Origin of the sequence: Vibrio sp. (assembly GCF_048266485.1) — a bacterium.
Lineage (GTDB): Bacteria > Pseudomonadota > Gammaproteobacteria > Enterobacterales > Vibrionaceae > Vibrio.
Window position 1 is genome coordinate 39,534 of the sequence record NZ_JBLWZK010000012.1, and the last position, 24,794, is coordinate 64,327.

Genomic DNA, 24,794 nt, shown 5'->3' on the forward strand with positions numbered 1-24,794 from the left:
GTGTTTGCTTGATCTGAATTTTGATGAGTCAGCCGTATCAATAAAAAAGGCAGTGATCGCTAGGATTATTGCCTTTATTTATTTGCTTTGATTTTTGGGTTAAGCTTTTTTACGCCACAGCCATCATCTTCTTCTGATGATCTAAGTACTCATCATAAGTACCTTGGAAGCTCACTAATTTCTTGTCTTTCACATCAATGATTGAGGTCGCAAGCGAGGAAACAAACTCGCGGTCGTGGCTAACAAAGATCAAAGTACCTTTGTAGACTTTAAGCGCTGAGTTTAAAGCTTCAATCGCTTCCATATCCATATGGTTGGTTGGCTCATCCATCACTAATACGTTAATGTCTTGCATCATTAGCTTGCCAAACAATAGACGGTTCTTTTCACCACCAGAACAGTTACGCGCTTTTTTATTCGCGTCATCCGCAGTAAAGAGTAGACGACCTAAAATGCCACGCACCATTAAGTCATCATGCTTGGTGGTACGCCATTGTGAAATCCAGTCAAAGATGCTCAAGTCGTTATCGAAATCTTTGGTGCTGTCTTGTGGGCAGTAACCGATAGAGGCATTTTCCGACCATTTCACCACACCTTGGTTTTGCTCTAAATCTTTAACTAGGCAACGTAGTAGAGTGGTTTTACCTACACCGTTCTCACCAATGACTGCAAGGCGAGTTCCGGCTTCAAGTAATAAATTACCGCCTTCAAACAGTAATTCATCTTCAAACGCGTGGCCGAGTTCTTGAAGCTCTAATGCTAAACGGTGCAGTTTTTTTCCTTCACCAAAATCAATCGATGGGCTAATACGACTTGATGATTTCACTTCATCGAGTTTGATTTTATCCATTTTCTTAGCACGAGAGCTAGCTTGCTTAGCTTTAGATGCATTAGCACCAAAACGGTTCACAAAATCTTGTAGTTCGTTAATTTCGGCTTCTTTCTTAGCGTTACTTGAAAGTAATTGCTCACGGATCAAGCTCGATGCTTCAAGGAAATATTCGTAATTACCCGGATAAATACGCAGTTCGCCATAATCGATATCCGCCATGTGAGTACACACTGAGTTTAAGAAGTGGCGGTCATGCGAGATGATGATCATCGTGCACTTACGCTGGTTCAATTCTTCTGCCAACCAGTTGATGGTGTGAATGTCCAAGTTATTGGTTGGCTCATCGAGCAACAAAATATCTGGGTTAGCAAATAGCGCTTGAGCTAGCAACACACGTAATTTCCAACCCGGTGCAACACGCTGCATTAAGTCAAAATGGAATTCTTCTTCGATACCCGCTTGGATCAGAATATCACCGGCACGGCTTTCGGCAGTGTAGCCATCCATCTCGGCAAATTCGCTTTCAAGTTCTGCGACTTTCATACCCTCTTCTTCACTCATTTCAAGTAAAGAATAAATGCGGTCACGCTCTTGTTTGATTTCCCATAATTTGCGATCTCCCATGATCACAACATCAATAACATTATGCTGTTCAAAGGCAAATTGATCTTGGCTTAGTACGCCAAGTTTTAATCCTGGAGTAATAGAAACATTACCTGAACTAGGAGTAAGTGCACCACTAAGGATTTTCATGAAAGTTGACTTGCCGCAGCCATTAGCGCCAATTAAGCCATAACGATTGCCGTTGCCAAACTTGGCTGAGATGTTTTCGAATAAAGGTTCAGCACCAAATTGCATGGTGATGTTTGCGGTTGAAATCAAAGAAATATCCTTAGGTGATGGGTAGCACTGAATAGCAGGTAGAACGCATCAAAATTGAAGTGTAAATAGGCGGCGGATTATACAGACTTATTGCTTAAAGAACAGACAAGAAAGTTCAGGATTAACGAATAACAAATGTTATGCTGATTTTACTATTCTAATTTGGGGAGTTTTATAAATGGCTAAGCAAAATGCACCATCGTGTGAGAGAAATAAACAACCGATTTTAGATGTGATTGCTCCGTATTTTTCCAATGCCTGCTAATAATTTTCTTTTAGTTTGGTTCAAAGTTTGAATGGGTATCTGTTCAATGTAATAAAAAGGTGGAGCTATGAAGGCTCCACTCTTTTTGTGTACTCGAATTCACTATTTATAGAAGATATAGTGAGGAGTCGTACTCTTGATTATTCCGCCATAGTATCTGTCGGCATTTCAACAGGTTGCTCAACTTCAATTGTCACGCTTACGTCTGCACGACGGTTTTTAGCGCGGCCATCAGAAGTATTATTGTCAGCAACTGGGGACATTTCACCGTCACCGCTTACTGACATTAGGTTAGCGTCAAAACCTTTACTCGTTAGGTAATCTGCAACTGCTTGAGCACGCTCTTCAGATAGCTTTTGGTTGTATTCTTCAGTACCAACGCTGTCAGTGTGACCAACAATAGTGATTGATTTTAGGTTAGCAGCCGTTGCTTGGCTAACAGCTTGATCAATTTCATCCGTTGTTTTTAGTTTTGCAGAATCGAAATCAAATAGTAGGTCTGCACTTAGACTTACAGGAGCCATTACTGGTGCTGGCGCTTCAGTTTGTGTAGTCGTTGGAGCTTCTGCTACTTCTTCACTTGAGCTACAACCTGCTAGTGTTGCCATTAGACCTAGAGCACAAGCCATTCCTAAAACATTCTTTTTCATATTTTTTTCCATTATTGTTACTCCGATTTTAACTATAAAACGTTGTCGTTTTGTAGCTCTACAACTAAGCAGATTCCTTTAGAGCCATCAATGAGAGATTCTAAATATAGTTGAAGATGACATTTAATTACAACTAGTTGTATTTTATTTATGTATGGCTTCAACATCCACTTATAGTATGGGTAATCATAAATGAAAAACAAGCATTTACCAATTAAACCCTGTTAAATGTATGTTATTTTTCATAAAAAGAGTGATATTTGGGTTGAGGTACTTACCTTATCCTGATTTTTTTTTAAAAAATATCACGGGAATATTAATGTCTCTTTTGCCCTCTAATTAATAATAGTAAGAAGTAGCTTCCACCAACAATTGAAACAACGGTACCCGCTGCCACTTGCATTGGGAATAAAATGCTCTGCCCAATCCAATCAGCAATTAACATAAGTAAACCACCTGTAAGCCCAGCAACTAATAATTGAGACCGTGCTTGTTTCGCGCCAAGCATTACAGCCATATGTGGTGCTAATAAACCAACAAATGCAACAGGGCCCATGGTGCTGGTAACCAAAGCGCAAAGTAGAGCGACACTACAAAGTAGAATGACGCTAGTAGCTTGTACATTCAAACCGCGAGCGGAAGCAAATTGGCGGCCTGCAGAAATAAGTGTTAACCACCGAGAAACGCTGACTAATGCAGCAAAAATGACGGTGACGCTAAGCGCTAACATAATGGCACTTTTTCCGGAAACTCGGTATGTCGAACCCGCTAGCCAACCGATAATGGTGTAACTATCCTGAGTACCTTTTGCTAGTGCAAATTGAACCAAAGATTCGATTAATGCATTGATGGCGATACCAATTAGGATCATACTCGATGGCGCAAATTGATTTTTACGCCCTAGAAGTAGTAAAACAGCAAGCACGCTCATGCTGCCGAAAAAGGCAATCAATGAACCTGAAGTAAAAATGTTCGTGCCTAAATATACAGTAGCGCCTACTAAAGCGAAGGTGGCTCCTGCGGAGATACCAAGGATATCAGGGCTCGCTAATGGGTTGTAAATCAGGCGTTGCAATACAGTACCGGCGGCCGCTAAGGCAACACCTGCAGCAAGCGCAGTCACAAAGCGAGGCCAGCGCAAGTCCCACGTAAAGCTATCGGGAATCGCCCAGAGTAAGCCATTGTCTGTCATTGATAGTGTGGCGCTGATAATTAACATCACGCTTGTCATGATAATTAAGCTGGGTATCACTAAATTTGAAAGCTGCGTCTTACTTGGCGGAAGTTTTATAGAGATCTGGTCTTGTGCTTTTAATGCTCGGCGGCTGAACCAAACCAAGGCGGGCGCACCGATGGCTGCCGCAGTTGTGCCACTTGGTATCATTTCTTGAGTGAATTGGCTAATTAACAGCGCCAGTATGTCAGTGGCTAGAAGGGCGATACTACCAATGAGCATGCTGGTATACAGCTCAGCTTTCGGTGTTCTTGCACCAATAGCGCGGGCAATATTAGGTGACAATAAACCAATAAAGCTAATTACACCAACCGCAGTAATCGAAGCGGAAACTACCCATAGGCCCAGTGCGATCAAAACAATGAAATAAGGAATAACATTGAGACCACGAGCGGCTGCTCCCTGATGCCCTAAACGCATTAAATTTAAAATACGTGGCGCGATAACCAGTAAGACTAGAGCAACCGAGAGTCTAGGGAAGAGCCATTGCACCATTTCCCAGCCATTTTGCGCGAGATCGCCAGCACCCCAAATAAATACATTTTTAGCGTATTGGTCGTTCAGCAAAATAATCGCTGTGGCAATTGCGCCAAACAATATGTTGACGACCATACCGGATAAAATAAGCGGTAGACCAGTGATGTTTTTCGGCCCAGCAATAGTAATTACCAGTCCCATCGCAAACATTGCCCCGACCATTGCGGAAAGTGCCATGTAATCGCTAGCAAGATTCGGAAACCAGACGTTGACCACGATGAGAGCCAGCCAAGCACCAGAAGACGTTCCAAGCGTAAGTGGGGAAGTTAGCGAGTTTTGAGTTAATTGCTGCATCAAGCTGCCAACTAAACCAAACATCGCACCGACGATAATCGCCATTACTGCACGGGGCAGTTGCGCATAAATAAAATTGAAATCAGCAAACTCTTGCGCTTCCGTACCCATCAATAAATGCCATTGTTGAGAAATGGTAAGTGGATTGGCGATTTGTAGGCTAGCGACCGCGATTAGAAATAATGCGGAGAACGTAGCAATGATGATAGGGAAGCGAAGGGAGTTCATAAACGTTTCTCGTGTCTCGGTTTTCGTTGCTCGAAAAGGGTGGAAAAATTTAACTTTATTGGAGCAATGAAACGACTCTTCTATTAGTAGTGTGAGATTAAAAAAGTTAATCGTTGATGCACTCTGGCGTTATAAACGGCTTAGGTATCTCATTGCTTGTCGAGCCACGAGATACGCTATACGAGCAACGAAAATTACTCTTTTACTTCCAACAAACTTTTAGTAATTGATTCTGCAATATACAGCATCGACATTGCACCACCATAATTCCATACTGAGTCTGCTTCATTAACATGGCCATTACGAACAAATGGCATCGCTTTCCAGAGCATAGATTTATTTAATTGAGCTTTTTGCGCGTCGGTAAATGGGCCAAAGTAGATTACATAACCATCTTTAATATGCTGTAGGTCGGTCATTCGTTTTTGCACGATACCCCATTCTTTAGCTGGTTGAGGAAGTGCAGTGCTTAAACCGAGTTGGTGGATCACGTAGTCAGTAGTCGAGTTGTTCGCATATAAATAAATTGAGGTTTGGTTAGCAAAGCGCATTGCCGCGACATTTGGCATTTCACCATTAAATGCGGTTTCGAGTTGTACTTTTAAGTCGGCAAAGCGCTGATACATGGCATTGAGTTTTTGTTCCGCTAAATCGCTTTTGTTAACCACGACTGCAATGTTGCGGAAATTTTCAATGGCGGCTTTAGCGCTGTCTTGATCGGCATTGTAGGTTTGATAATACAACACTGGTGCAATGGTCTGCAGACGAGGGATCAGATCTTTTTGTGGTGAAGCTGCCAAAATGAGGTCTGGTTTTAATTCCGCTAGCTTTTGCATATTCGGTTCAGCGCGGGTGCCGAGATCTTGTACAGATTCAGGAATGGCCGGTTTGACGACCCAAGTGGTGTAGTCTTTGATATTTGGCACACCAATGGGAGTAACATCAAGTTCGAGTAATTGTTCAGCGAGATCCCAGTTTAAAGCGACAATACGTTTCGGGTGACTATCTAATTGATGTTCACCTAGACTATCGGTGACGGTAATCGACGCGAAACTTGGTAGGCTAAATAACGCTATGATTAAAGAGAGTGTTTTCATATTGAAAATGTTTCCTAGTTTCTGGGAAAAGCGATCATTGGTAAATCTTTTGGGCTTTTAAATCACGACGGCTATTTTTTGATCATCTTGCTGTGGGTGATCTAAAAGTTGAATATCGGTTTCGTATAAATCCGTTAATCGTTGATCATCGAGTAGTAATTCTTTTGCGCCGCTAAAAGCTACCTTGCCTTGCTTTAGCGCCACGATATGAGTGGCATAACGGAGCGCCAAATTCAGATCGTGTAAGATAACTAAAATGCCGCAGCCAGTTTGCTGATTCAGTTCTTGTAGCAAATCCATTAAATGGTATTGATGATGAATATCGAGGGCAGAGGTCGGTTCATCGAGGATCAGCACTGGAGATTGCTGCGCCAATAACATGGCAACCCAAGCGCGCTGACGTTCACCGCCAGAGAGTTTATCGGCAAGGTTATTAGCATATTGTTCAACGCCAGTTTTTTGCATCGCTTCGACAATAATTTTCTCATCATCATTTTGCCAACGACCAAACACACCACGCCAAGGGAAACGACCTAAGCGTACCAATTCTTGCACCGTAAGCCCTGCAACATCTGGCAATTTTTGCGGTAAAAAAGCAATTTCTTTGGCTAATTGTTTTTGAGAAAAAGTGGAAATTTCAGTCTCGTTGAGTGTCACTTGTCCAGAGTCGGCTTTCGATTGTCCTGAAAGCAGGTTAACCAGTGTCGATTTACCGCTACCATTATGGCCCAGCATAACCGTCAATCCATCACTCGGAATGGAAAGTTCATCAATCGATAAAATATCGCGATTATCTCGGTGAACACGAACTTGGTTGAGTTTGAACATCTTTTTCTCTGGGGTTATTTATTGGGTACTAGAAAACAAAAACTAGGGCCATTGAACTCAATAGCCCTAGTGCGTTTAAGGTGTTTCGTTACCACGTATAGTTAATAGTTGCGGTAGCGGTCAATTCTTCACCGTAGTAACAGTAGTAATCACAGCTAGAAACGTACTTTTTATCAGTCAAATTATTAACATTAACTTGCGCACGCCATTTAGGTGTAATGTCGTAGCGAGCCATGGCGTCGAATAAGGTGACACTTGGAACATTGAGTATTCCAACACCAGTAGAATCGTGTCCAACAGAACTACCCATATAGCGAACACCTGCACCAAGAACAAAGCTATCTAAACCTAAGTGGCTAAAATCATACTCTAACCAAGATGATGCCATATGACGAGGAATGAGTGGGGTACGAATGGGATCGCTATCCGCACTCATATCTGTTTTAGCATCTGTATAGGTATAGTTTGCTTTTGCGAGTAAATCTTCGGTCACATATACGACAGCATCAAACTCAACACCTTGAGAGGTTAATTCACCGCTTTGTGTAGCGACACTTTGAGTTGTGACCAGGCCATTTTTCTGAGTAATATCGAACCAAGCGAGATTAAAGTAGCCATTGATAAAGCTTGGCTCATATTTGAAACCCGCTTCTGTTTGTTGTCCTTCAAGTGGTTTGTAGGCTTTTCCTGTTGTCGGATCAACGGAGGCCAGAACTTCAAAGGATTCATCGTAGCTAATGTATGGTGTTACACCGAAATCACTGACATACATAAGACCACCACTTAAAGCAAAGTTGGTATTATGCAAATCTTCTTTGGTACCAGCACTGTCATTTTGAAGACGTACGATGTCATAACGACCACCGACTTTCATAATCCACTTATTATCTAATTTAATTTGTTGTTGAGCATAAAATCCTGCTTGATCCTTAGTGATATCAACAGGGGTAGCACGGTCATCAATAGGTTGATAATTGCCATATTCCGGGTTGAATGCGTTGATACTACCAGTAGTCCCCCCCCAAGCTACCCCCCAATCATCTGCTTCCATACTGTCATTTTGATAGTGCTGTAAATCAATGCCAAATAAGAAAGTATTATCTGTTCTAGATGTGCTCCAATTAGCGATAGTTTGGTTATCCATACTATAGGAATCAGTTGAACCATTTCGATAGATGATCCCTCTTGATAGATCGGCACTTGTTTCACTGCCGAAAGCGTAAGTGCTACGTAATAGTAAATCTGTATGGGCATAACGAGTGTTTTGCTTGAATTGCCAAATGTCATTAAAGTGATGTTCTAATTCGTAAGCAAGAGAGAACTGTTCATTTTCATTTTTATCATAATCAGGCTCACCTAAATTGGTGCTTGGGTCGAGCTTACCTTGTGGCGTATCAATCAAGGTGCCGTAAGCGGGTTTAAATGGGTTAGTCGGTACGCCATCATCTTTTTTATAAGAGGCAAGGAAAGTGATATTGGTATCAGGGCTGATATCCCAGGCTAGGCTAGGAGCAAGATAAACACGGTCGGTGTAAGTTTCATCTAGAGTACCATCACGGTGGCTCATCATACCGACTAAACGAAAACGAACATCACCATCTTGATCAACAAAGCTTGTGACATCGACGCCAACTTGTTGCTGATTGTTCGTACCTGCTTGGAGTTGTAATTCTCCACCTTCTGTATACCCAGGGTGTTTGCTTACAGCATTAACTACACCACCTGGAGGCGCTTCACCATATAAGATCGCAGCAGGACCTTTTAATACTTCAACTTGTTCTAGACCGTAAGGCTCCAATGTCCAAACGTAGTAGCCTACTTGATAAAGGCGATTTCCATCTAAATAAGTTGCGGCATCAAAACCACGGATTTTAAACCAATCGGTATCATTATCAGAACCATACGGTTGCGTCATAACACCTGGCTGATAACGCAAGACTTCGTCTAATTTTGTTGGTTGTTGAACAGATAGTTGCTCTTCATCGATCACGGATACACTGCGCGGAGTTTCGGCGAGTGGTGTCTCAACTTTTAATGCTGAGGCGGTTACTGTGATGGTATCTAAATTTTCTGTTGTAGCTTTTTCTTCAGCAAAAGAAGGGAGAGCGATAAGGGCTAAAGAAAGTCCAAGAGCAGGTTTCATAATGTGAGAAACGGCTTGTGAAGTAGGGTTCAAAGTGAAAGACATAAATCAATCCATTGTTTCATTAATTGATAATCATTATTGTTTAGAATTGTATTCATTTTTATAGGTTCTGCCTAGAGTTTATTTGCAAAATCATGAATAAAGGAAAGTAGATCATGACCGATATCAATAGGGGGTGGGAAATTAACCATTTTCCCTTTATGATAGCGGCACATTTCTACTGTGGCATTAGTCGGTAGCACATGTCTTTATTGAGTTTCACTCGATTTAATTTTTGAACGCCTCATTTCTGAATGGAACCACTTTATGTTCAAGTTTTTTGAAGGTTTAACGAAACCTTTTCCTAAAGATACAGTCAACACTCCGCCGAGTACCTTGTTTGCTTTTTGTATGCATTACAGCCGTGATTTTTTATTACCTATTCTATTTATGTCGATTTTGAGTGCGTGTATCGCCATTATTGAAGTTTCGTTGATGGGCTTCATGGGTTCGATTGTAGATATGCTTTCAACTCATACCCCAGAAACATTATGGGATGCAGAGGGCATGCGCATTATCGGTATGGGTTTGGTGATTGTTGTGGTGATTCCTGTAATTGGCTTCTTCCACTCGATGATCATGCACCAAACGTTACTAGGTAACTTCCCAATGTCGATTCGTTGGTTAGCGCACCGGTACCTACTCAATCAAAGTGTGACTTTCTACCAAGATGATTTTGCCGGGCGAATTGCCACTAAAGTGATGCAAACGTCGCTCGCTATCCGTGAAACAGTGATGAAGTTCGCCGATATGCTGGTTTATATCACTGTCTATTTTGTGTCGATGTTTGTATTAATGGCGCAGGCTGATTTATGGCTGATGGTTCCGGTATTTGTTTGGCTAGTGGCTTATGTTCTGACTCAGGTTTATTTTGTTCCAAAAATGAAGCGAATTGCCACTGAACAGGCTGATGCACGTTCATTAATGACTGGCCGTATCGTTGATAGTTATACCAATATTGCGACGGTGAAACTGTTCTCACACACTAACCGTGAAACGGACTATGCAGAAAAAGGCATGAAGTCATTTTTGAAAACAGTGTACGCGCAAATGCGTCTCGCAACCGTGTTCTTATTCAGTATTGACATGCTTAATTACATGCTGCTTTTCTCGGTAGCCGCTCTGTCTATTGGCTTATGGATGAACAGCATGATCACCGTTGGTGCCATTGCGGTGGCGATCAGCTTAGCTTTGCGTATTCAAGGTATGTCGAAATGGATTATGTGGGAAATCAGCGCCATTTTTGAAAATATCGGTACCGTAGTCGATGGCATGAATACGCTTTCTAAACCAGTAGTCACTCAAGATGTTGAAAATGCGCCAGCACTTAAAGTCGATAAAGGTCAAATTGAATTTGATAAGATCAGCTTCCACTATGGGGAATCAAACAAAGCTGTGATCACTGATTTGAACCTGAATATTAAGCCGGGTGAAAAGGTTGGTTTAGTCGGGCGTTCAGGTGCGGGTAAATCGACACTGGTTAATCTACTGCTGCGTTTTTATGATTTGGAAAGTGGCACGATCCGTATTGATGGCCAAGACATTTCTAAAGTTCAACAAGACTCGCTGCGCGGCAAGATTGGTATGATCACGCAAGATACCTCGTTATTGCACCGCACGATTCGTGAGAATATTCTATATGGTCGTCCTGATGCGACAGAAGAAGAACTTCTTGCGGCAACCAAGCAAGCTCATGCGCATGAGTTTATTGAAAGCTTAACCGATACTTTTGGCAACGTAGGCTACGATGCTCAAGTGGGTGAACGTGGGGTGAAATTGTCTGGTGGTCAACGTCAACGTATCGCGATTTCTCGCGTGTTGTTAAAAGATGCACCAATCTTAATTATGGATGAAGCCACATCAGCACTTGATTCAGAAGTCGAAGCCGCGATTCAAGAAAGCTTATATGAATTGATGGAAGGTAAAACCGTTATCGCGATTGCACACCGTTTATCCACCATTGCGGCAATGGATCGCTTAATCGTACTTGATCAAGGTGAAATTTTGGAGCAAGGCTCGCATCAAGAGCTATTGTCACAAGGCGGTATTTACGCACAACTTTGGGCACACCAAACTGGTGGGTTCTTAGGGAGCGATGAAGATGATTCAGTTGAGGATGAAACAGTATCGTAGCTGATTAATTGGGCATATATTAAATGAAAGGCTTGTTGCTTCGGTGGCAGGTCTTTTTTTGGTGGTTTTTCATGTCTTATGGCGTCCCCAGTAGGAGTCGAACCTACGGCCTTCCCCTTAGGAGGGGGACGCTCTATCCAGCTGAGCTATGGGGACCAAAAGACTAACCTTGAGAATAATACGGATTTTAACTAGATAATCCAATACTCATATAGTTTTCTACAGCTGAATGCTGCACAAGCGTTGTTTTTTTGTTCACAAGTTCAATTCTTGATGAATTTTAATTGCTTAATGTCTTCCTTAACTCTTTAATTAATTAGTGAAATTCATTTACAAAAAGCACTGACTGCGTTGTGCATGGTTGGCGATGATAAAATGAAAGCGGCAGCGAAACGTCATGTTGAGCTTTCATTAAAACGTAGTCAGATAGCGTTGTCCTTAGATGAAGATCTACAAGCTGTTAAAAGTGCCAGTTTGCTTGGGCGAGATTAATCAGTTTAAGCATATCGCTCACGATTACCTTTCGCCCATTACCGTTTTTCAAAGTCGCAATGAAGGCTATCTAGGCCACTAATTTGGTATAGTGGATTTTGAAATTCGATTGACGAATCATAGATCTCTGCCAATAAATACAAATGGTCTTTATTAAGTGTTTGGTAGGTTTCTATAAAGTTGTAAATAATAAGGCTGGAAATCCGTTCCGAAGCCAGCATCATGTCTTGTCCCTTTATCGATCTTCTATTCTGCTTTATAGAAACTTAATGCTTGTTGTCTTGCGGTTGGATGGTCGACAATGGCTGGCCAATAAGTATCAATATTGTTTTGCTTTATATATTCGTGTGGAAAATGTAGGTGTTTCAAAGGTACATTTTCTAACTCTGGTAAATACTTACGGATGAAGCTGCCATCTGGATCATATTTTTCACTTTGAGTGATGGGGTTAAATATTCGAAAGTAGGGCTGAGCATCACAACCTGTGCCTGCCGCCCATTGCCAACCGCCGTTATTGGCACTGAGATCGCCATCAATTAAGTGTTGCATGAAAAAATTTTCACCTAGTCGCCAATCCACTAGGCAATGCTTGGTGAGAAAGCTCGCAACAATCATTCTTAAGCGATTATGCATCCAACCGGTTTGTACTAACTGCCTCATTGCGGCATCGACAATTGGATAACCAGTTTTGGCTTGTTGCCAGGCGGCTAATAATTGAGGCGAATTGGGCCAAGGCAAATGGTCATATTTGTCATTGAAATTATGATGCTTATTGAGCTTTGGAAAGTGGTGTAATAAATGACGATAAAAATCACGCCACGCTAATTCGTTGAGCCAACTCCCTTGCGGCTGTGAAATCATTTCCAGAGCATTGGGGTAATGGTGAGAGAGTTCGGCAAACACGCGTTTTGCACTGATTGCACCAATGGCTAAATAGGGGGATAAACCGGAGGTTCCTTTTATCGCCGGGTAGTCTCGGTCTTGATGGTAGTCTTGGTATTTAATGGTTAGAAAATTCGGAAGCACTTGCTGCAATACGGTATTCGCCAAAGGCCACTTGGTAGAATCTTGCTTAGTAGCGTTAAACGTAATGGCAGGGTTGCTAACAGGTTTTAATGATGGCAAGGAAACTTGTAAAGGCGCGACATGGGCTCTTTCTAATGAACTTGCCCACGCTTTTTTAAATGGCGTGAATACTTTGTACATTTCATTCCGACCATTGAGAACGGCTCCTTTAGACACAATGACGTCAGCTTCAAACAAAGTTAAGGGTAGGCCATCATCTAACAAGGCTTGGTCGCGCTGCTGCTCGTTAAATTCAACTTCTTGGGTGGCAAAAATGGTCTCGATGTTTTGCTGCTGACAATATGCGATGAGCGCTTGTGCTTGCTCGGCAAAATCGCTGGCTTCAATGTGTTTAAAATGAATGCCACGTTGGCCGAGTTGCTCAGACAGCAAGTTGACATGTCTTTCAATCAAATCAATTTTTATTGGTGCCATATCATGCGTTTGCCATTGCGAAGGCGTAGAAATAAACAAAGCGTGAAATGGCTGACCCGCGGCAATCGCGTGGTATAAGGCTGGGTTATCGTCGATTCTTAGATCATTGCGAAACCAAACAAGATTCATGGCTTACCTTTTGCTTATGAATTTTATATAGAGCAGAATAACAATTTTAGATGTAACGTAATTTCAGCTCTTGTGGATAGGGTGATAAATACACTTGAGCCGCTAAATATTGTTGGGGAAATTCTTTTAGATAGTGATTGATCAAAGTTAGCGGTACTAGTAGAGGAACTAACCCTGCTCGGAAGTCATTAATATGAGTGGATAGTTCACTTTTTTGCTGTTTGGTGAGCACTTTTTTGAAGTAGCCTTGCAGGTGTTGCAGCGTATTGGTGTGGCTTTTATGCGTTGCTACATACTTTAAGCCAGACATTAACAACGAGATGTATTGTTGTGCCATCTCCTCTAGTTCGAGGTCGGCACGAGCAAGGAGACGGCCAGTTTCTTTATAGCTAATCAGGTGGTGGCTCATTAGTAAGTACTTACGTTCGCTATGAAACTCAATCAGTTTGTGTTTAGTCAGGCCAGAGGATAATAAATCTTGCCAATGTCGATAAGTGAACACTCGGATCATAAAATTCTCGCGTAGTGCGGGGTCCATTAAACGGCCATTTTCTTCACAAGGTAGGTTTGGGTTCTGCATTATGATTTGCTTGGTGAATAAGCCTATGCCAGAGGCGGTGCTGCCTTTACCGTCTTCTTGATAAACCTTAACTCTTTCCATGCCACAGCTCGGGCTTTTTTGACAAAAGATAAAGCCGCTAAGGTGCTCGATTTGACTAGCAATGGTTTGACCGTATTCGGCTAAGTCTTGTGTGACATCACCATCGCCATCAGGACGACTGACATGTATTCCATCACTTAGTTGAACTTGACGAATAGTAGGGCGAGGGACCGGCAAGCCAATCGCCACTTCTGGGCAAAAGGCTTGGTAGTGAACAAAAGGGGCGAGTTGACTCATACAGAAATCAGAGCGTTTGTGTCCTTTATCAAAGCGCACTTGCTCTCCGGCGACACAGGCACTGATACCAATTGTCGGTTTTTTCTCTACTAGTAGCTTCATACTATGGCGACTCCTTTCTGCCTAAGACTAAGTGAATTTAATAAATTGCCCGATAGGGGTTAATAGCTTTGAGATCCCTTGAGTAAATTGTAGTGCATCATTGGATACGGTGAAACATAAACAACCCGTAGTAGTGGTGGGAGTATGCTCGTGTTGTCCGGTTAGCCAAATGAAGTCCCCTTTTTGGTATTTACCCATTCTATCTTTAAACTCACCGTTAATGTCCGTGCTCATTGTTATCTTCTTGCCGGTGTGCTTTTGAACACCTTTTTGACTCAAATCATTAAAATCTCAGTTGACAACCACTATACCTCTTTGGGGTTATGGGTATGCTATGTCAGTCCGTTATTATCGAGAAGAGATTTATATTCGTAATGTAATTTGACGTTGAGTTTTTATTGACTGAATAAGCTGTATTTTTGTTATTTTTGTGATTATCTGAACATTCATTAAATGCTTTACATGTTAACTCTTCCGAGAGTGTTTTCCTGTGGTAACATGAGTGCCCCTTAATTTAATTATAGATGAAGATTTATGCTGGAAGTGCGTGATTTAACAGCGATTCGTGATGACAGAGAATTATTTGAGTCAGTGAGCTTTTCTGTTTCGGCTGGTGATCTCGTTCAAGTTGAGGGACGTAATGGTTCGGGCAAAACGACTATGTTGCGAATTATTACTGGATTAGGCGATAGTGAAGCTGGAAAAGTACTTTGGAAAGGCATTGAAGCTCGTATAGACCGCGATGCTTTTCATCAAGATTTATTGTTTATCGGACATCAAACTGGCGTTAAAAAAGAACTGACCGCATTTGAAAACCTTTCCTTTTATCAGAAACTAAATGGCTCAATAGGCGTCACAGAAGAGGATATTTGGATGGCGTTAGCTAAAGTTGGTTTGGCCGGTAAAGAAGATATTCCAGCCGGTAAGTTATCGGCGGGGCAGCAACGACGTGTCGCACTCGCGCGCTTATGGTTAAGTCGTCATCCCCTTTGGATTTTAGATGAGCCGCTGACAGCCATTGATAAGCAAGGCATAAAAGTGATTGAAGCTTTGTTTGTTGAACATACACAAAATGGTGGAATGGTATTGTTTACGACTCACCAAGATATGTTTACCGAAATGGATCAACTTAAAACCATTCGGTTGGGAGAGTAAATAATGATCTCAAGTATGCTGGTCATTGTTCGCCGCGAGTTGTTAATTGCTTATCGTCGTCAAGCTGATGTATTTAACCCTTTATGGTTCTTTATCATTGTTATTACGCTGTTTCCTTTAAGTATTGGTCCTGAGCCGAATTTGTTAGCGCGTATTGCAGCTGGCATTATTTGGGTAGCTGCTTTGCTTTCGGCTCTGTTATCTTTAGAGCGCTTATTTCGAGATGACTTTAACGATGGGGCATTAGAGCAATTAATGCTGTTGCCAATTCCTTTACCACTGGTGGTGATCTCTAAAGTGATTGCTCATTGGTTGTTGACAGGCTTGCCGTTAATTTTAATTAGTCCATTACTTGCAATACTACTATCGCTAGATTTTCAGACTTGGTTGGCGGTGGTCATTACCTTACTACTTGGTACACCGACCTTGAGTTTTATTGGTGCGATTGGTGTTGGGTTAACGGTGGGGCTGCAAAAAGGTGGCGTACTGTTAAGCTTGCTGGTTTTACCTTTGTATATTCCGGTACTTATTTTTGCTACTTCTGCGATTGAAGCTGCCACTAGTGGTTTTGGCTATTCAGGCCAACTCGCGATTCTAGGGGCGATGTTATTGGGGGCTGCAACCTTAACGCCATTTGCGATTAGCGCATCGTTACGTATCAGTGTGAATTAATAATAAATTAATTAATGATAAATAGAGCTTGTGGTGAACCATTTGTGATGAGCAAAGGCAAGCAAGTACGATTTAAGTTAAAAAATTATAAAGTAGAGCAAAAATAGCCTACAAAACAAAGTGAGAAGCAAAATGTGGAAATGGTTACATCCATACGCAAAAGCTGAAAAAACCTATCAGTTGTGCGGAACCTTACTGCCTTGGTTTTCTGTCTTGGCATTTGGACTATTGCTGGTGGGTACGATTTGGGGGCTTGCGTTTGCGCCTGCTGATTACCAACAAGGTGATAGCTTTCGTATTATTTATATCCATGTACCTGCTGCTATTTGGTCGATGGGCATTTATATGTCAATGGCTATCGCGGCATTTATTGGCTTAGTTTGGCAGCTTAAGTTGTCGAATATGGCCGCTTCTGCAATGGCTCCAATTGGCGCGGTTTATACCTTTATTGCTCTCATTACCGGTGCAGTCTGGGGGAAACCGATGTGGGGTGCTTGGTGGGTATGGGATGCTCGCTTAACCTCTGAATTGATTCTATTATTTCTCTATCTAGGTGTGATTGCGCTTTATCACGCCTTTGATGATCAAAAGACAGCAGCAAAGGCCGCCGGTATTTTGGCGGTTGTGGGTGTCGTCAATATCCCTATTATTCACTATTCAGTAGAGTGGTGGAATACCCTACATCAAGGTGCCACCATTACTAAGATTGGTAAGCCTTCGATTGCTCCAGGCATGCTATGGCCGTTATTGTGTAATATTTTTGGTTTTGCCTTCTTCTTTGGTGCGGTCACTATGATTCGTTTCCGTACTGAAATTATTCGCCGTGAAAGTCACCGTCCTTGGGTTTTGCAATTAGTAAAACAAAATGCAGCCAAAGGCTCAAAATCAACGGAGGTGAAATAAATGTATTTTGACTCATTTAGTGATTTCTTAAATATGGGGGGGTATGCCGCTTATGTTTGGGCTTCTTTTGGGATCACATTTTTTAGTATGTTTATTGTGTGCTGGAAAAGTGCTTCAGATGACAAAGCTTTATTGAAAGAAATCCAACAAAAAATTGACCGTGAAGAACGTCGTCAAGCGGCAAAAAAGATGGAAAACACATTATGACACCTAGACGCAAAAAAAGACTCGCAATCATTTTGGCTATTCTAATCGGTGTAGCAGGAACGGTTGGTTTAACCATGTATGCGCTTAATCAGAATATGAACTTATTTTATACACCAACAGAGCTGGTCAACGGTAAGCCCGATGGTACCATGCCACACATTGGTGAGCGTTTGCGTATCGGTGGTATGGTGGTTGAAGGTTCAGTTAAACGTGACCCTGATTCTTTAAAAGTGAGTTTTGATCTTAAAGACCTTGGCCCTACGGTGACGGTAACTTACGAAGGTATCTTGCCTGATTTATTCCGTGAAGGTCAGGGGATCGTTGCTCAAGGAACATTGGTTGATGCAACAACCATTGAAGCATTTGAAGTGTTGGCTAAGCATGATGAAAACTACATGCCTTCAGAAATCGAAGATGCAATGAAGAAAGGCCATAATGCTGATTATGACTACGAAACCCACACCATGAAAAATCAGGAATAAGTGCAATGATTGCTGAACTTGGACATTTTGCCTTAATTCTTGCATTAGGGTTTTCTATTTTACTAAGTGCATTGCCTATGTATGGTGCGAGTGTTAATAACCGCACTTTAATGGGCATGGCGCGTCCTCTGTCTTGGGGAATGTTTCTAACGCTAGCATTTTCATTCGGGACGCTACTTTGGGCGTTTTATAGTAACGACTTTACCTTGCAGTATGTGGCGAGTAACTCGAACAGTTTGCTGCCTTGGTACTATCGCTTAACTGCTGTATGGGGCGCGCACGAAGGCTCTCTGCTTCTTTGGGTACTTATTCAAGCTATCTGGACTGTTGCGGTGGCAACCTTTAGTCGCGGAATGCCACAAGAGTCAGTATCTCGCGTATTAGCAGTAATGGGGATGATTTCGATTGGCTTCTTGCTATTTATCATTCTGACCTCAAATCCATTTTTACGCACCTTGCCTTACTTCCCAATTGATGGCCGTGACTTAAACCCTCTACTACAAGATCCGGGCTTAATTATTCACCCACCAATGCTGTATATGGGTTATGTAGGTTTTTCAGTCGCGTTCTCATTTGCTATTGCATCATTAATGACAGGTCGTCTAGATACGGCTTGGGCTCGTTGGTCTCGTCCTTGGACAACGGCAGCATGGGTATTTTTGACTGTTGGTATCGCTCTAGGTTCATGGTGGGCATATTATGAATTAGGCTGGGGCGGCTGGTGGTTCTGGGATCCCGTTGAAAACGCATCTTTCATGCCTTGGCTAGCGGGTACCGCACTGATGCACTCATTGGCTGTAACCGAAAAACGCGGCACCTTTAAAGCTTGGACAGTATTGCTAGCGATCAGCGCATTCTCATTAAGTTTACTGGGTACCTTCTTAGTTCGTTCGGGGATTTTGGTATCGGTGCATTCATTCGCATCGGATCCAGCTCGCGGCATGTTTATTCTGGCTTTCCTTGCACTAGTGATTGGTGGTTCGCTGCTACTGTTTGCTCTCAAAGGAGCGTCAGTTCGTGTACGTGGTAACTACTCACTTATCTCACGTGAGAACGCCTTGTTATCTAATAATATTTTGTTAATAGCGGCATTGGTCGTGGTTCTGATTGGTACTCTATTACCGCTTGTTCATAAGCAAATTGGTATGGGGTCTGTATCGATTGGTGCACCATTCTTTAATACCTTGTTCACTTGGTTAATCGTGCCATTTACCTTGATTCTCGGTATTGGCCCAATGGTTCGTTGGAAGCGTGATAACTTGGCGGAAGTGAAAGTACCGATGCTAGTGTCACTGGTGGTTTCAGTCGTTGGCGCAACGGTGATTGCTTTAATTTCGTCTAAACAATTTATGCCGCTTGCAACACTAGGTTGGTTCATGGCGATTTGGATTTTTACGATGCATGGCTTTGAGTTATATCAACGTGCGACACACCGTCATACTTTCTTTAAAGGTCTAACCAAATTACAGCGTAGCCATTGGGCGATGATGTTAGGTCATATTGGCTTGGCGGTAACCATCATTGGTATTGCGATGGTGCAAAACTACAGCATTGAACGTGATGTTCGTTTAGCACCGGGTGATAAGTTTGATATTCATGGTTATCAGTTTGACTTTGCTGGTGTACGTGACCATGACGGCCCGAACTATGAAGGCTTTATTGCTGATTTCATCATTAGTGAAGATGGTAACTATGTAAACGAACTGCATGCTGAAAAACGTTTCTACCATACGGCCCGTTCTATGATGACCGAAGCGGCAATTGACCGCGGTTTCACTCGTGACTTGTATGTTGCAATGGGGGAGCGTTTAGAAGGTACCGATGCATGGGCGGTTCGTATCTACTATAAACCGTTTATTCGCTGGATTTGGTTTGGTGCGATTTTAATGTCGATTGGTGGTGCATTAGCGATCAGTGATAAACGTTATCGCTTTCGTAAAAAAACCGAAAAATCAACGAAATCAGCTGAGAAGGAGGCGTAATCATGAACCGTAAAATCTTGTTTGCACCTTTAGCGTTATTTGCCATCTTGGTTGTGGTATTTGCTACGCAACTTACTCGTAATGCTGATGGTGATGATCCCACTAAACTAGAATCAGTATTGGTAGGTAAGCCAGTACCTGAATTTAAGCTAGAAGATTTATTTCAAGAAAATAAAACTTATGATAAACGTTTATTTCAAGGCCAGCCTTTATTACTTAATGTGTGGGCAACTTGGTGCCCAACGTGTTATGCGGAACATCAGTTCTTGAATAAGCTTTCAGAGCAAGGCGTAAAAATCGTTGGTTTGAATTACAAAGATGACCGTGAGAAAGCTAAGAAATGGTTAAGAGATCTCGGTAACCCATATCAGGTCGTGCTATTTGATGGTAGTGGCATGTTTGGCTTAGATCTTGGGGTCTACGGCGCACCAGAAACGTTCTTGATTGATGCCAATGGTCATATTCAGTACCGCCATGTGGGGGATGTGAATGTTGAAAACTGGAACGAAACTTTATTGCCTTTGTATAACAAGCTAGAAGGTCAAAAAACAGCATTGCCGCGAATTCCTATGGAGCGTGCCCAATGATGAAAAAATCTTCACTATTAATGCTGCTATGCATGTTATTTGCAGTGCCCGCGATGTCTGCGATTGAAGTGTTCGACTTTGATACACCAGAGCAAGAAGCGCAATTTCAAGAGTTGAGCCATACGCTGCGTTGTCCGAAGTGTCAAAATAACTCAATTTCAGATTCCAATGCTGAATTGGCAAAAGACTTACGTTTGAAAGTGTATCAAATGACCAAAGACGGTAAGTCGAAGCAAGAAATCGTTGATTACATGGTGGCTCGCTACGGTAATTTCGTAACCTACAATCCACCATTAACACCATCAACAGCAGTCTTGTGGCTTGCACCGTTAGGCATAGTGATCTTTGGGTTCGGCTTTATTGTGATACGTAGCCGCCGAAAATCAGCCGCTGCTCAAGTGAAAAATTCAACATCATTGGATAAAGAACAAGAGCAACGTTTAAAAGAGCTTTTAGAAGAATCTGATTCAAACGACAAGAAGGGCAGTGATTCATGATAGCATTTTGGATTGGTACAATAATCTTACTCGCCATCTCTTGTGTGTTTGTTTTATATCCACTACTAAAGCCAAAAGAGGTGGATGAAGCGGCACAACGTGATGATTTAAACAAAGCGTTTTTCCGTGACCGTTTAGCCGAATTAGAGTCTGAAGATCAGGCTGGTATCGTCGGTAATAAAGATGATCTCGTTTTAGATTTAAAACAGTCTTTATTGGATGATATTCCGGTTGCCGAGCAACAAAAGAAAGATTCTGCCGCGGTTAAGTGGATGGCAATACCGTTAGTGATCTTTATGGCGGTAGCTTCTTATGGAGGGTATGCCTTATATGGTGCGCATAGTAAGGTTGTTCATTGGAAGCAAGTTGAAAATAACTTACCTGTTTTATCGCAAAAGTTGATGAATCCTCAAGGTGTTGAATTAACTGAACAAGATATGGCAGATTTAACTTTAGCACTACGTTCTCGTCTGCAATATAATGCAAACGATGCAACGGGTTGGGTATTACTTGGTCGTATTGGTTTAGCGAATCGTGATATTGAAACCGCGATTGGTGCGTTGACTAAAGCCGATAACTTGATGCCGAATAATCAAGATGTGCAATTAAGCCTAGCTCAAGCGTTAATGTTCTCATCGGATCAAGCCGATTTACAAAAAGCTGATTCGATTTTAGCGCAATTGATGAAACAGCCTGACGTCGATTTGCGCGTCTACTCTTTGTTGGCATTTAGTGCTTATGAAAGTGGCGATTACGCCAAAGCTGTCGATTACTGGGAACAGCTTCAAGTTAAGATTGGTAAAGATGATGCTCGTTACGACATGCTTACTCGCAGTATTAAAACGGCTCAGCGTGAGTTAGATGCGATTAATCATCCAGAACAAAAAACTTACCAAGGCACACCGGTTAAAGTCACGGTTTCGTTATCACCAGAAGTGAAGCTACCAGAATCTGGTGTGTTGATTGTTTCTGTTCATACTGCTGATGGTGCGCCAATGCCGATCGCAGCTGCACGTTACCCGCTCTCTCAATTCCCTGTGACAGTGGTTTTAGATGATAACAACAGCATGATTGAAAGCCGTAAGCTATCGAGCTTGTCTGACATTATGGTGAAAGCACGTATTGATAGTGATGGTAATGTCGCTACTCGTGAAGGTGATTGGCATGGCGAAAGCTTGCCAATTCATCTTGGTGATGACGCGGTAATTTCAATTGATAAGAAATATTGATAATTAATATTCAGATACAATACAATTAACGTTATTGCATATTTTCTTTAATTATAGAAAGGCAATGTATTGAATTACGTTGCCTTTTTTATTTTATTGGTATTTGAAGTTATAGTTTTGTCGATCGTGCACCTATAACTCTAATTTCCTCAGGGATAAGTTATACTAATCGTACGAATTATCTGATCATTCTTGCTTGTTAAAAGACTCGATAACTGCGTTAAAATTTTTGCCTTGTTCTCAAGCCTTTTTCCTACGCAATTTCTAGTTATCTAATTAGTGTGATTGGTATTAATCAATATTTAAGTTGACATAGGATGTAGTGGCTTGGGTGATATAAAAACCAACTATTCATTTTCGCTTATCTTACTCTCATCAACGTTGATGTTAGGGTGTAGCTCGACACCTGAAGAACAAGCTTCCACAACTCAAAGCAGTACGGCGCCTTCTTCGGAAAAAATGACTACAGATCATGACGATGGTGACTTCTTTGAAGGTTTCAATCGTTTGATGTGGGATTTTAATTTTAAAGTACTCGACCCTTATGTTGTTCGACCGCTTTCTATTGCCTACATGGAATGGACGCCGTGGCCCATACATACAGGGCTGAATAACTTTCTAAATAATCTTGATGAGCCAGCCAATGCAGTGAATAACTTGCTGATGGGCAATGGTGACCAAGCGGTGGAGAATTTTAGTCGTTTTTGGATTAACAGCACGATTGGCTTACTTGGTTTAATTGATGTGGCATCAATGGCTAATATATCCAGCACGAGTCGAGAGTTTGGTGATGTAATAGGGCATTATGGAGTTGGCAATGGAGCCTACTTGATGTTGCCAGCTTACGGGCCTGTTACCGTACGTGACGCTGCCGATACCATCGATGGCTTGTACATCCCTTTAAACTGGCTAACCTTCTGGCAAAAGGCTGGTAAGTGGGCATTTCAGGGGCTAGAGTCGCGCTATGAATTGATAAGCCAAGAAGAGCTGTTACGTAATTCACCGGATTCTTATCAGTTAAGTAAAAGTATCTATATACAACATCAAGACTTTAAAGCTGAAATTACCAAACAGCCAGAAACTGCTTTAGACGAGGATCTTTTGGAAGAATATCTAGGGCAAGATTACTAACTATCTTGAGACAAATTCAAATGAGCAACTAAACAAAAAAGCCTTAATACATATTTGCAGTAAGATTTCATTTTTTGAGTTTTAATTCGAACTAGAATGGTTTGTTATACTGAATATAGGGGGATAATAGCATCAGTATAGGTTACGGCATGAATACTTGTAATCTCTTAATGAATATCCATGTTGATGCTTAATAGGTAAGCAAAACTAATGATTGAGTCTTTAGTTGACGAATTATTGTTCAATAATAGTAACTACTCATCTGCTTTATGAGACAGTAGTTACTATATTATTGATGGTGACTTTTTATTGAATTTTATTGGTCAAAGTGAAACATTGGCGCGATCTTTTGCGATAAAGCAGCAATATCCTCACCTTTTTCACCAACTAGTATTAAGCTGCCTTTGGTAAGCGGTATGATCTCACCTTGCATATGATCTTGCGTAAACTGACTGGTTTTCTTAGCTTCAATGTTGGAAACAAAGGCAGTAACACGGCCTTTTTTTCCTTGAAACACCATATGTAGAGCATGATGATCTTGGCTAAAACCACAATGGTTCAAATAATAGATATGATATGGGAAATCACCATTAAGTTGGTAAGAATACATATTGAGCTTTGATTGTATTTCTTGTTTAGTGCTTCCTTCATTCATCTTGGCAATAAATGGTTCTTCATTCAGAATATGGTTGATTGCCATTTTATCGAGTTGGGCATAAGCGGGTTTCACTAACAAGTTACCCCAATTGACCTGGCCAATTAATAAACCGAAAGTAAAGATAATTGAAGCCGCTAAAGCCCAAACCTTTCTGGTTAAATGCAATGTAGGTTGGATTGGTGCATTTTGGAAAATAATTTTATCTGCCAAATCGTCAGGCACTTCGACTTTGAATGCTTGCTCAATTTTCTTATCCAGTTCTTGTAGGCTTTCGGCATATTTTTTATTTTGTGGATTAGTACCAAGTTCAGCCAAAATATCATCACTCTTATCATTCGGATCAGAGAGTAAACGACGTCTAAATTCTAAATCATCCATGGTTGGCCCCCTGAGATGGTGAAGTTGCATCAAGTTGCTCTTTGATTTGATTACGAGCACGGAATAAACGAGTCATCACGGTGTTCTTATTGAGGTCAAGGATTTGGCTAATTTCATCACCGGTGAATCCTCCAATCACTTGCAAGAATAATGGCTCTCGATATTCAACATCTAAATTCATGATCTGCTTTTGTAACCATTTTTGCTGATGATGCTCACTATCATCGGTTTTACCACTATTACCTGGTTCATCAATATCAACCAAATTGAATTGTTTACGTTCAAATCGTCGGGCATTTTCACGCCGTAAAATAGTGATTAACCATGGCTTTGCCGCTTTCTCATCTTTTAGGCTGTCGATGGCTTTCCAAGCACGAAGACAAGTTTCTTGCACCAAATCTTCGGCAATATGTTGATCTTTACATAACCAATATGCATAACGATATAAATCGCGATGGTATGCCCTCACTAGGGACTCATAACGTTTTTGTTTATTCATATCTTTATTGACCGTGCTATGGTCGGTTTTCTTTCCAAATATTTTAGAAATGGCCATCTAAATCCTTAAAATTGCCTCTAATATAATTAGTGTGTTTGTTTTTACTGTAGAAAGGAAGAGGGAAAGAT

23 protein-coding genes and 1 tRNA gene are annotated in these 24,794 nt (G+C 41.6%); 12 read left to right on the forward strand and 12 right to left on the reverse strand.

The features are described 5' to 3' along the window. Nucleotides 1-109: 109 nt before the first annotated feature. The 6 genes from ACN0T8_RS12990 to ACN0T8_RS13015 all read right to left on the reverse strand — a co-directional run bounded on the left by ACN0T8_RS12990 (nucleotide 110) and on the right by ACN0T8_RS13015 (nucleotide 9,035). Entirely contained in the window at nucleotides 110-1,714 is a 1,605-nt protein-coding gene (locus ACN0T8_RS12990) for an ABC-F family ATPase (RefSeq protein ID WP_417881048.1), read from the reverse strand. Between the two features lie 405 nt (nucleotides 1,715-2,119). After that, nucleotides 2,120-2,629 carry an OmpA family protein gene (locus tag ACN0T8_RS12995; RefSeq protein ID WP_417881049.1) on the reverse strand — a complete coding sequence of 170 codons (510 nt, stop codon included), beginning with the start codon at nucleotides 2,627-2,629 and terminating at the stop codon, nucleotides 2,120-2,122. A gap of 316 nt (nucleotides 2,630-2,945) precedes the next feature. Continuing rightward, nucleotides 2,946-4,922 (reverse strand): Fe(3+)-hydroxamate ABC transporter permease FhuB, encoded by a 1,977-nt coding sequence (fhuB, locus tag ACN0T8_RS13000; RefSeq protein ID WP_417881050.1) that lies wholly within the window; start codon nucleotides 4,920-4,922, stop codon nucleotides 2,946-2,948. 194 nt (nucleotides 4,923-5,116) lie between these two features. Next, a complete protein-coding gene (locus ACN0T8_RS13005) occupies nucleotides 5,117-6,019 on the reverse strand; it encodes an iron-siderophore ABC transporter substrate-binding protein (RefSeq protein WP_417881051.1) in 903 nt (300 codons plus the stop codon). Nucleotides 6,020-6,076: 57 nt separating this feature from the next. Continuing rightward, on the reverse strand, nucleotides 6,077-6,847 hold the full coding sequence (locus ACN0T8_RS13010; RefSeq protein WP_417881052.1) for an ABC transporter ATP-binding protein: 771 nt from the start codon (nucleotides 6,845-6,847) through the stop codon (nucleotides 6,077-6,079). Nucleotides 6,848-6,935: 88 nt separating this feature from the next. Then, a complete protein-coding gene (locus tag ACN0T8_RS13015; protein ID WP_417881053.1) occupies nucleotides 6,936-9,035 on the reverse strand; it encodes a TonB-dependent siderophore receptor in 2,100 nt (699 codons plus the stop codon). A gap of 264 nt (nucleotides 9,036-9,299) precedes the next feature. Here ACN0T8_RS13015 and ACN0T8_RS13020 point away from each other — a divergent pair, with 264 nt between their 5' ends. After that, a complete protein-coding gene (locus ACN0T8_RS13020; RefSeq protein WP_417881054.1) occupies nucleotides 9,300-11,165 on the forward strand; it encodes an ABC transporter ATP-binding protein in 1,866 nt (621 codons plus the stop codon). 79 nt (nucleotides 11,166-11,244) lie between these two features. On the opposite strand, the gene ACN0T8_RS13025 is transcribed toward ACN0T8_RS13020, so the two are convergent. Beyond that, nucleotides 11,245-11,321, reverse strand: a tRNA-Arg gene (locus ACN0T8_RS13025). Nucleotides 11,322-11,522: 201 nt separating this feature from the next. On the opposite strand from ACN0T8_RS13025, the gene ACN0T8_RS13030 reads away from it, so the two are divergent. After that, complete coding sequence (locus ACN0T8_RS13030) at nucleotides 11,523-11,657, forward strand: hypothetical protein (protein ID WP_417881055.1); 135 nt, start codon at nucleotides 11,523-11,525, stop codon at nucleotides 11,655-11,657. A 246-nt stretch (nucleotides 11,658-11,903) separates the two neighbouring features. Here ACN0T8_RS13030 and phrB read toward each other — a convergent pair whose 3' ends face one another. Genes phrB through ACN0T8_RS13045 form a run of 3 tightly spaced genes read right to left on the reverse strand, consistent with a single transcriptional unit; the run spans nucleotide 11,904 to nucleotide 14,520 of the window. Further along, nucleotides 11,904-13,286 carry a deoxyribodipyrimidine photo-lyase gene (phrB, locus tag ACN0T8_RS13035; RefSeq protein WP_417881056.1) on the reverse strand — a complete coding sequence of 461 codons (1,383 nt, stop codon included), beginning with the start codon at nucleotides 13,284-13,286 and terminating at the stop codon, nucleotides 11,904-11,906. A 46-nt stretch (nucleotides 13,287-13,332) separates the two neighbouring features. After that, nucleotides 13,333-14,286 (reverse strand): YbgA family protein, encoded by a 954-nt coding sequence (locus ACN0T8_RS13040; RefSeq protein ID WP_417881057.1) that lies wholly within the window; start codon nucleotides 14,284-14,286, stop codon nucleotides 13,333-13,335. A 27-nt stretch (nucleotides 14,287-14,313) separates the two neighbouring features. Beyond that, complete coding sequence (locus ACN0T8_RS13045) at nucleotides 14,314-14,520, reverse strand: hypothetical protein (protein ID WP_417881058.1); 207 nt, start codon at nucleotides 14,518-14,520, stop codon at nucleotides 14,314-14,316. Between the two features lie 300 nt (nucleotides 14,521-14,820). Here ACN0T8_RS13045 and ccmA point away from each other — a divergent pair, with 300 nt between their 5' ends. The 10 genes from ccmA to ACN0T8_RS13095 all read left to right on the forward strand — a co-directional run bounded on the left by ccmA (nucleotide 14,821) and on the right by ACN0T8_RS13095 (nucleotide 23,131). Further along, nucleotides 14,821-15,441, forward strand: coding sequence for a cytochrome c biogenesis heme-transporting ATPase CcmA (gene ccmA, locus ACN0T8_RS13050; RefSeq protein WP_417881059.1), 621 nt, complete (start codon nucleotides 14,821-14,823; stop codon nucleotides 15,439-15,441). Between the two features lie 3 nt (nucleotides 15,442-15,444). Continuing rightward, the gene (ccmB, locus tag ACN0T8_RS13055; protein WP_417881060.1) at nucleotides 15,445-16,113 is read left to right on the forward strand and encodes a heme exporter protein CcmB; all 669 of its coding nucleotides are present in this window, start codon (nucleotides 15,445-15,447) and stop codon (nucleotides 16,111-16,113) included. A 132-nt stretch (nucleotides 16,114-16,245) separates the two neighbouring features. Next, entirely contained in the window at nucleotides 16,246-17,016 is a 771-nt protein-coding gene (locus ACN0T8_RS13060; protein ID WP_417881061.1) for a heme ABC transporter permease, read from the forward strand. Further along, entirely contained in the window at nucleotides 17,017-17,223 is a 207-nt protein-coding gene (gene ccmD / locus ACN0T8_RS13065; protein WP_417881062.1) for a heme exporter protein CcmD, read from the forward strand. Beyond that, entirely contained in the window at nucleotides 17,220-17,705 is a 486-nt protein-coding gene (gene ccmE, locus ACN0T8_RS13070; RefSeq protein ID WP_417881063.1) for a cytochrome c maturation protein CcmE, read from the forward strand. The genes ccmD and ccmE overlap by 4 nt, the downstream gene beginning before the upstream one ends. 5 nt (nucleotides 17,706-17,710) lie before the next feature. After that, on the forward strand, nucleotides 17,711-19,687 hold the full coding sequence (locus ACN0T8_RS13075; RefSeq protein ID WP_417881064.1) for a heme lyase CcmF/NrfE family subunit: 1,977 nt from the start codon (nucleotides 17,711-17,713) through the stop codon (nucleotides 19,685-19,687). A gap of 2 nt (nucleotides 19,688-19,689) precedes the next feature. Further along, the gene (locus ACN0T8_RS13080; RefSeq protein WP_417881065.1) at nucleotides 19,690-20,274 is read left to right on the forward strand and encodes a DsbE family thiol:disulfide interchange protein; all 585 of its coding nucleotides are present in this window, start codon (nucleotides 19,690-19,692) and stop codon (nucleotides 20,272-20,274) included. After that, nucleotides 20,274-20,771 (forward strand): cytochrome c-type biogenesis protein, encoded by a 498-nt coding sequence (locus ACN0T8_RS13085; protein ID WP_417881104.1) that lies wholly within the window; start codon nucleotides 20,274-20,276, stop codon nucleotides 20,769-20,771. Before ACN0T8_RS13080 ends, ACN0T8_RS13085 begins: the two co-directional genes overlap by 1 nt. Beyond that, the gene (gene ccmI, locus ACN0T8_RS13090) at nucleotides 20,768-22,000 is read left to right on the forward strand and encodes a c-type cytochrome biogenesis protein CcmI (RefSeq protein ID WP_417881066.1); all 1,233 of its coding nucleotides are present in this window, start codon (nucleotides 20,768-20,770) and stop codon (nucleotides 21,998-22,000) included. The genes ACN0T8_RS13085 and ccmI overlap by 4 nt, the downstream gene beginning before the upstream one ends. Nucleotides 22,001-22,384: 384 nt before the next feature. Beyond that, nucleotides 22,385-23,131 carry a VacJ family lipoprotein gene (locus tag ACN0T8_RS13095; protein WP_417881105.1) on the forward strand — a complete coding sequence of 249 codons (747 nt, stop codon included), beginning with the start codon at nucleotides 22,385-22,387 and terminating at the stop codon, nucleotides 23,129-23,131. Nucleotides 23,132-23,447: 316 nt separating this feature from the next. On the opposite strand, the gene ACN0T8_RS13100 is transcribed toward ACN0T8_RS13095, so the two are convergent. Continuing rightward, nucleotides 23,448-24,167 (reverse strand): DUF3379 family protein, encoded by a 720-nt coding sequence (locus ACN0T8_RS13100; RefSeq protein ID WP_417881067.1) that lies wholly within the window; start codon nucleotides 24,165-24,167, stop codon nucleotides 23,448-23,450. Beyond that, complete coding sequence (locus tag ACN0T8_RS13105; protein ID WP_417881068.1) at nucleotides 24,160-24,723, reverse strand: sigma-70 family RNA polymerase sigma factor; 564 nt, start codon at nucleotides 24,721-24,723, stop codon at nucleotides 24,160-24,162. The genes ACN0T8_RS13100 and ACN0T8_RS13105 overlap by 8 nt, the downstream gene beginning before the upstream one ends. Nucleotides 24,724-24,794 lie beyond the last annotated feature (71 nt).

What these genes read in the sequence shown, in the direction of transcription:
- phrB (WP_417881056.1), bottom strand. Translation starts at nt 13,286, where the DNA reads ATGAATCTTGTTTGGTTTCGCAATGATCTAAGAATCGACGATAACCCA.
- ACN0T8_RS13085 (WP_417881104.1), top strand. Translation starts at nt 20,274, where the DNA reads ATGAAAAAATCTTCACTATTAATGCTGCTATGCATGTTATTTGCAGTG.
- fhuB (WP_417881050.1), bottom strand. Translation starts at nt 4,922, where the DNA reads ATGAACTCCCTTCGCTTCCCTATCATCATTGCTACGTTCTCCGCATTA.
- ccmI (WP_417881066.1), top strand. Translation starts at nt 20,768, where the DNA reads ATGATAGCATTTTGGATTGGTACAATAATCTTACTCGCCATCTCTTGT.
- ccmE (WP_417881063.1), top strand. Translation starts at nt 17,220, where the DNA reads ATGACACCTAGACGCAAAAAAAGACTCGCAATCATTTTGGCTATTCTA.
- ACN0T8_RS13005 (WP_417881051.1), bottom strand. Translation starts at nt 6,019, where the DNA reads ATGAAAACACTCTCTTTAATCATAGCGTTATTTAGCCTACCAAGTTTC.
- ACN0T8_RS13095 (WP_417881105.1), top strand. Translation starts at nt 22,385, where the DNA reads ATGTTAGGGTGTAGCTCGACACCTGAAGAACAAGCTTCCACAACTCAA.
- ACN0T8_RS13105 (WP_417881068.1), bottom strand. Translation starts at nt 24,723, where the DNA reads ATGGCCATTTCTAAAATATTTGGAAAGAAAACCGACCATAGCACGGTC.
- ACN0T8_RS13010 (WP_417881052.1), bottom strand. Translation starts at nt 6,847, where the DNA reads ATGTTCAAACTCAACCAAGTTCGTGTTCACCGAGATAATCGCGATATT.
- ACN0T8_RS13080 (WP_417881065.1), top strand. Translation starts at nt 19,690, where the DNA reads ATGAACCGTAAAATCTTGTTTGCACCTTTAGCGTTATTTGCCATCTTG.
- ccmB (WP_417881060.1), top strand. Translation starts at nt 15,445, where the DNA reads ATGATCTCAAGTATGCTGGTCATTGTTCGCCGCGAGTTGTTAATTGCT.
- ACN0T8_RS13030 (WP_417881055.1), top strand. Translation starts at nt 11,523, where the DNA reads ATGGTTGGCGATGATAAAATGAAAGCGGCAGCGAAACGTCATGTTGAG.
- ACN0T8_RS13075 (WP_417881064.1), top strand. Translation starts at nt 17,711, where the DNA reads ATGATTGCTGAACTTGGACATTTTGCCTTAATTCTTGCATTAGGGTTT.
- ACN0T8_RS12995 (WP_417881049.1), bottom strand. Translation starts at nt 2,629, where the DNA reads ATGAAAAAGAATGTTTTAGGAATGGCTTGTGCTCTAGGTCTAATGGCA.
- ccmA (WP_417881059.1), top strand. Translation starts at nt 14,821, where the DNA reads ATGCTGGAAGTGCGTGATTTAACAGCGATTCGTGATGACAGAGAATTA.
- ccmD (WP_417881062.1), top strand. Translation starts at nt 17,017, where the DNA reads ATGTATTTTGACTCATTTAGTGATTTCTTAAATATGGGGGGGTATGCC.
- ACN0T8_RS13040 (WP_417881057.1), bottom strand. Translation starts at nt 14,286, where the DNA reads ATGAAGCTACTAGTAGAGAAAAAACCGACAATTGGTATCAGTGCCTGT.
- ACN0T8_RS13100 (WP_417881067.1), bottom strand. Translation starts at nt 24,167, where the DNA reads ATGGATGATTTAGAATTTAGACGTCGTTTACTCTCTGATCCGAATGAT.
- ACN0T8_RS13060 (WP_417881061.1), top strand. Translation starts at nt 16,246, where the DNA reads ATGTGGAAATGGTTACATCCATACGCAAAAGCTGAAAAAACCTATCAG.
- ACN0T8_RS13045 (WP_417881058.1), bottom strand. Translation starts at nt 14,520, where the DNA reads ATGAGCACGGACATTAACGGTGAGTTTAAAGATAGAATGGGTAAATAC.
- ACN0T8_RS13015 (WP_417881053.1), bottom strand. Translation starts at nt 9,035, where the DNA reads ATGTCTTTCACTTTGAACCCTACTTCACAAGCCGTTTCTCACATTATG.
- ACN0T8_RS13020 (WP_417881054.1), top strand. Translation starts at nt 9,300, where the DNA reads ATGTTCAAGTTTTTTGAAGGTTTAACGAAACCTTTTCCTAAAGATACA.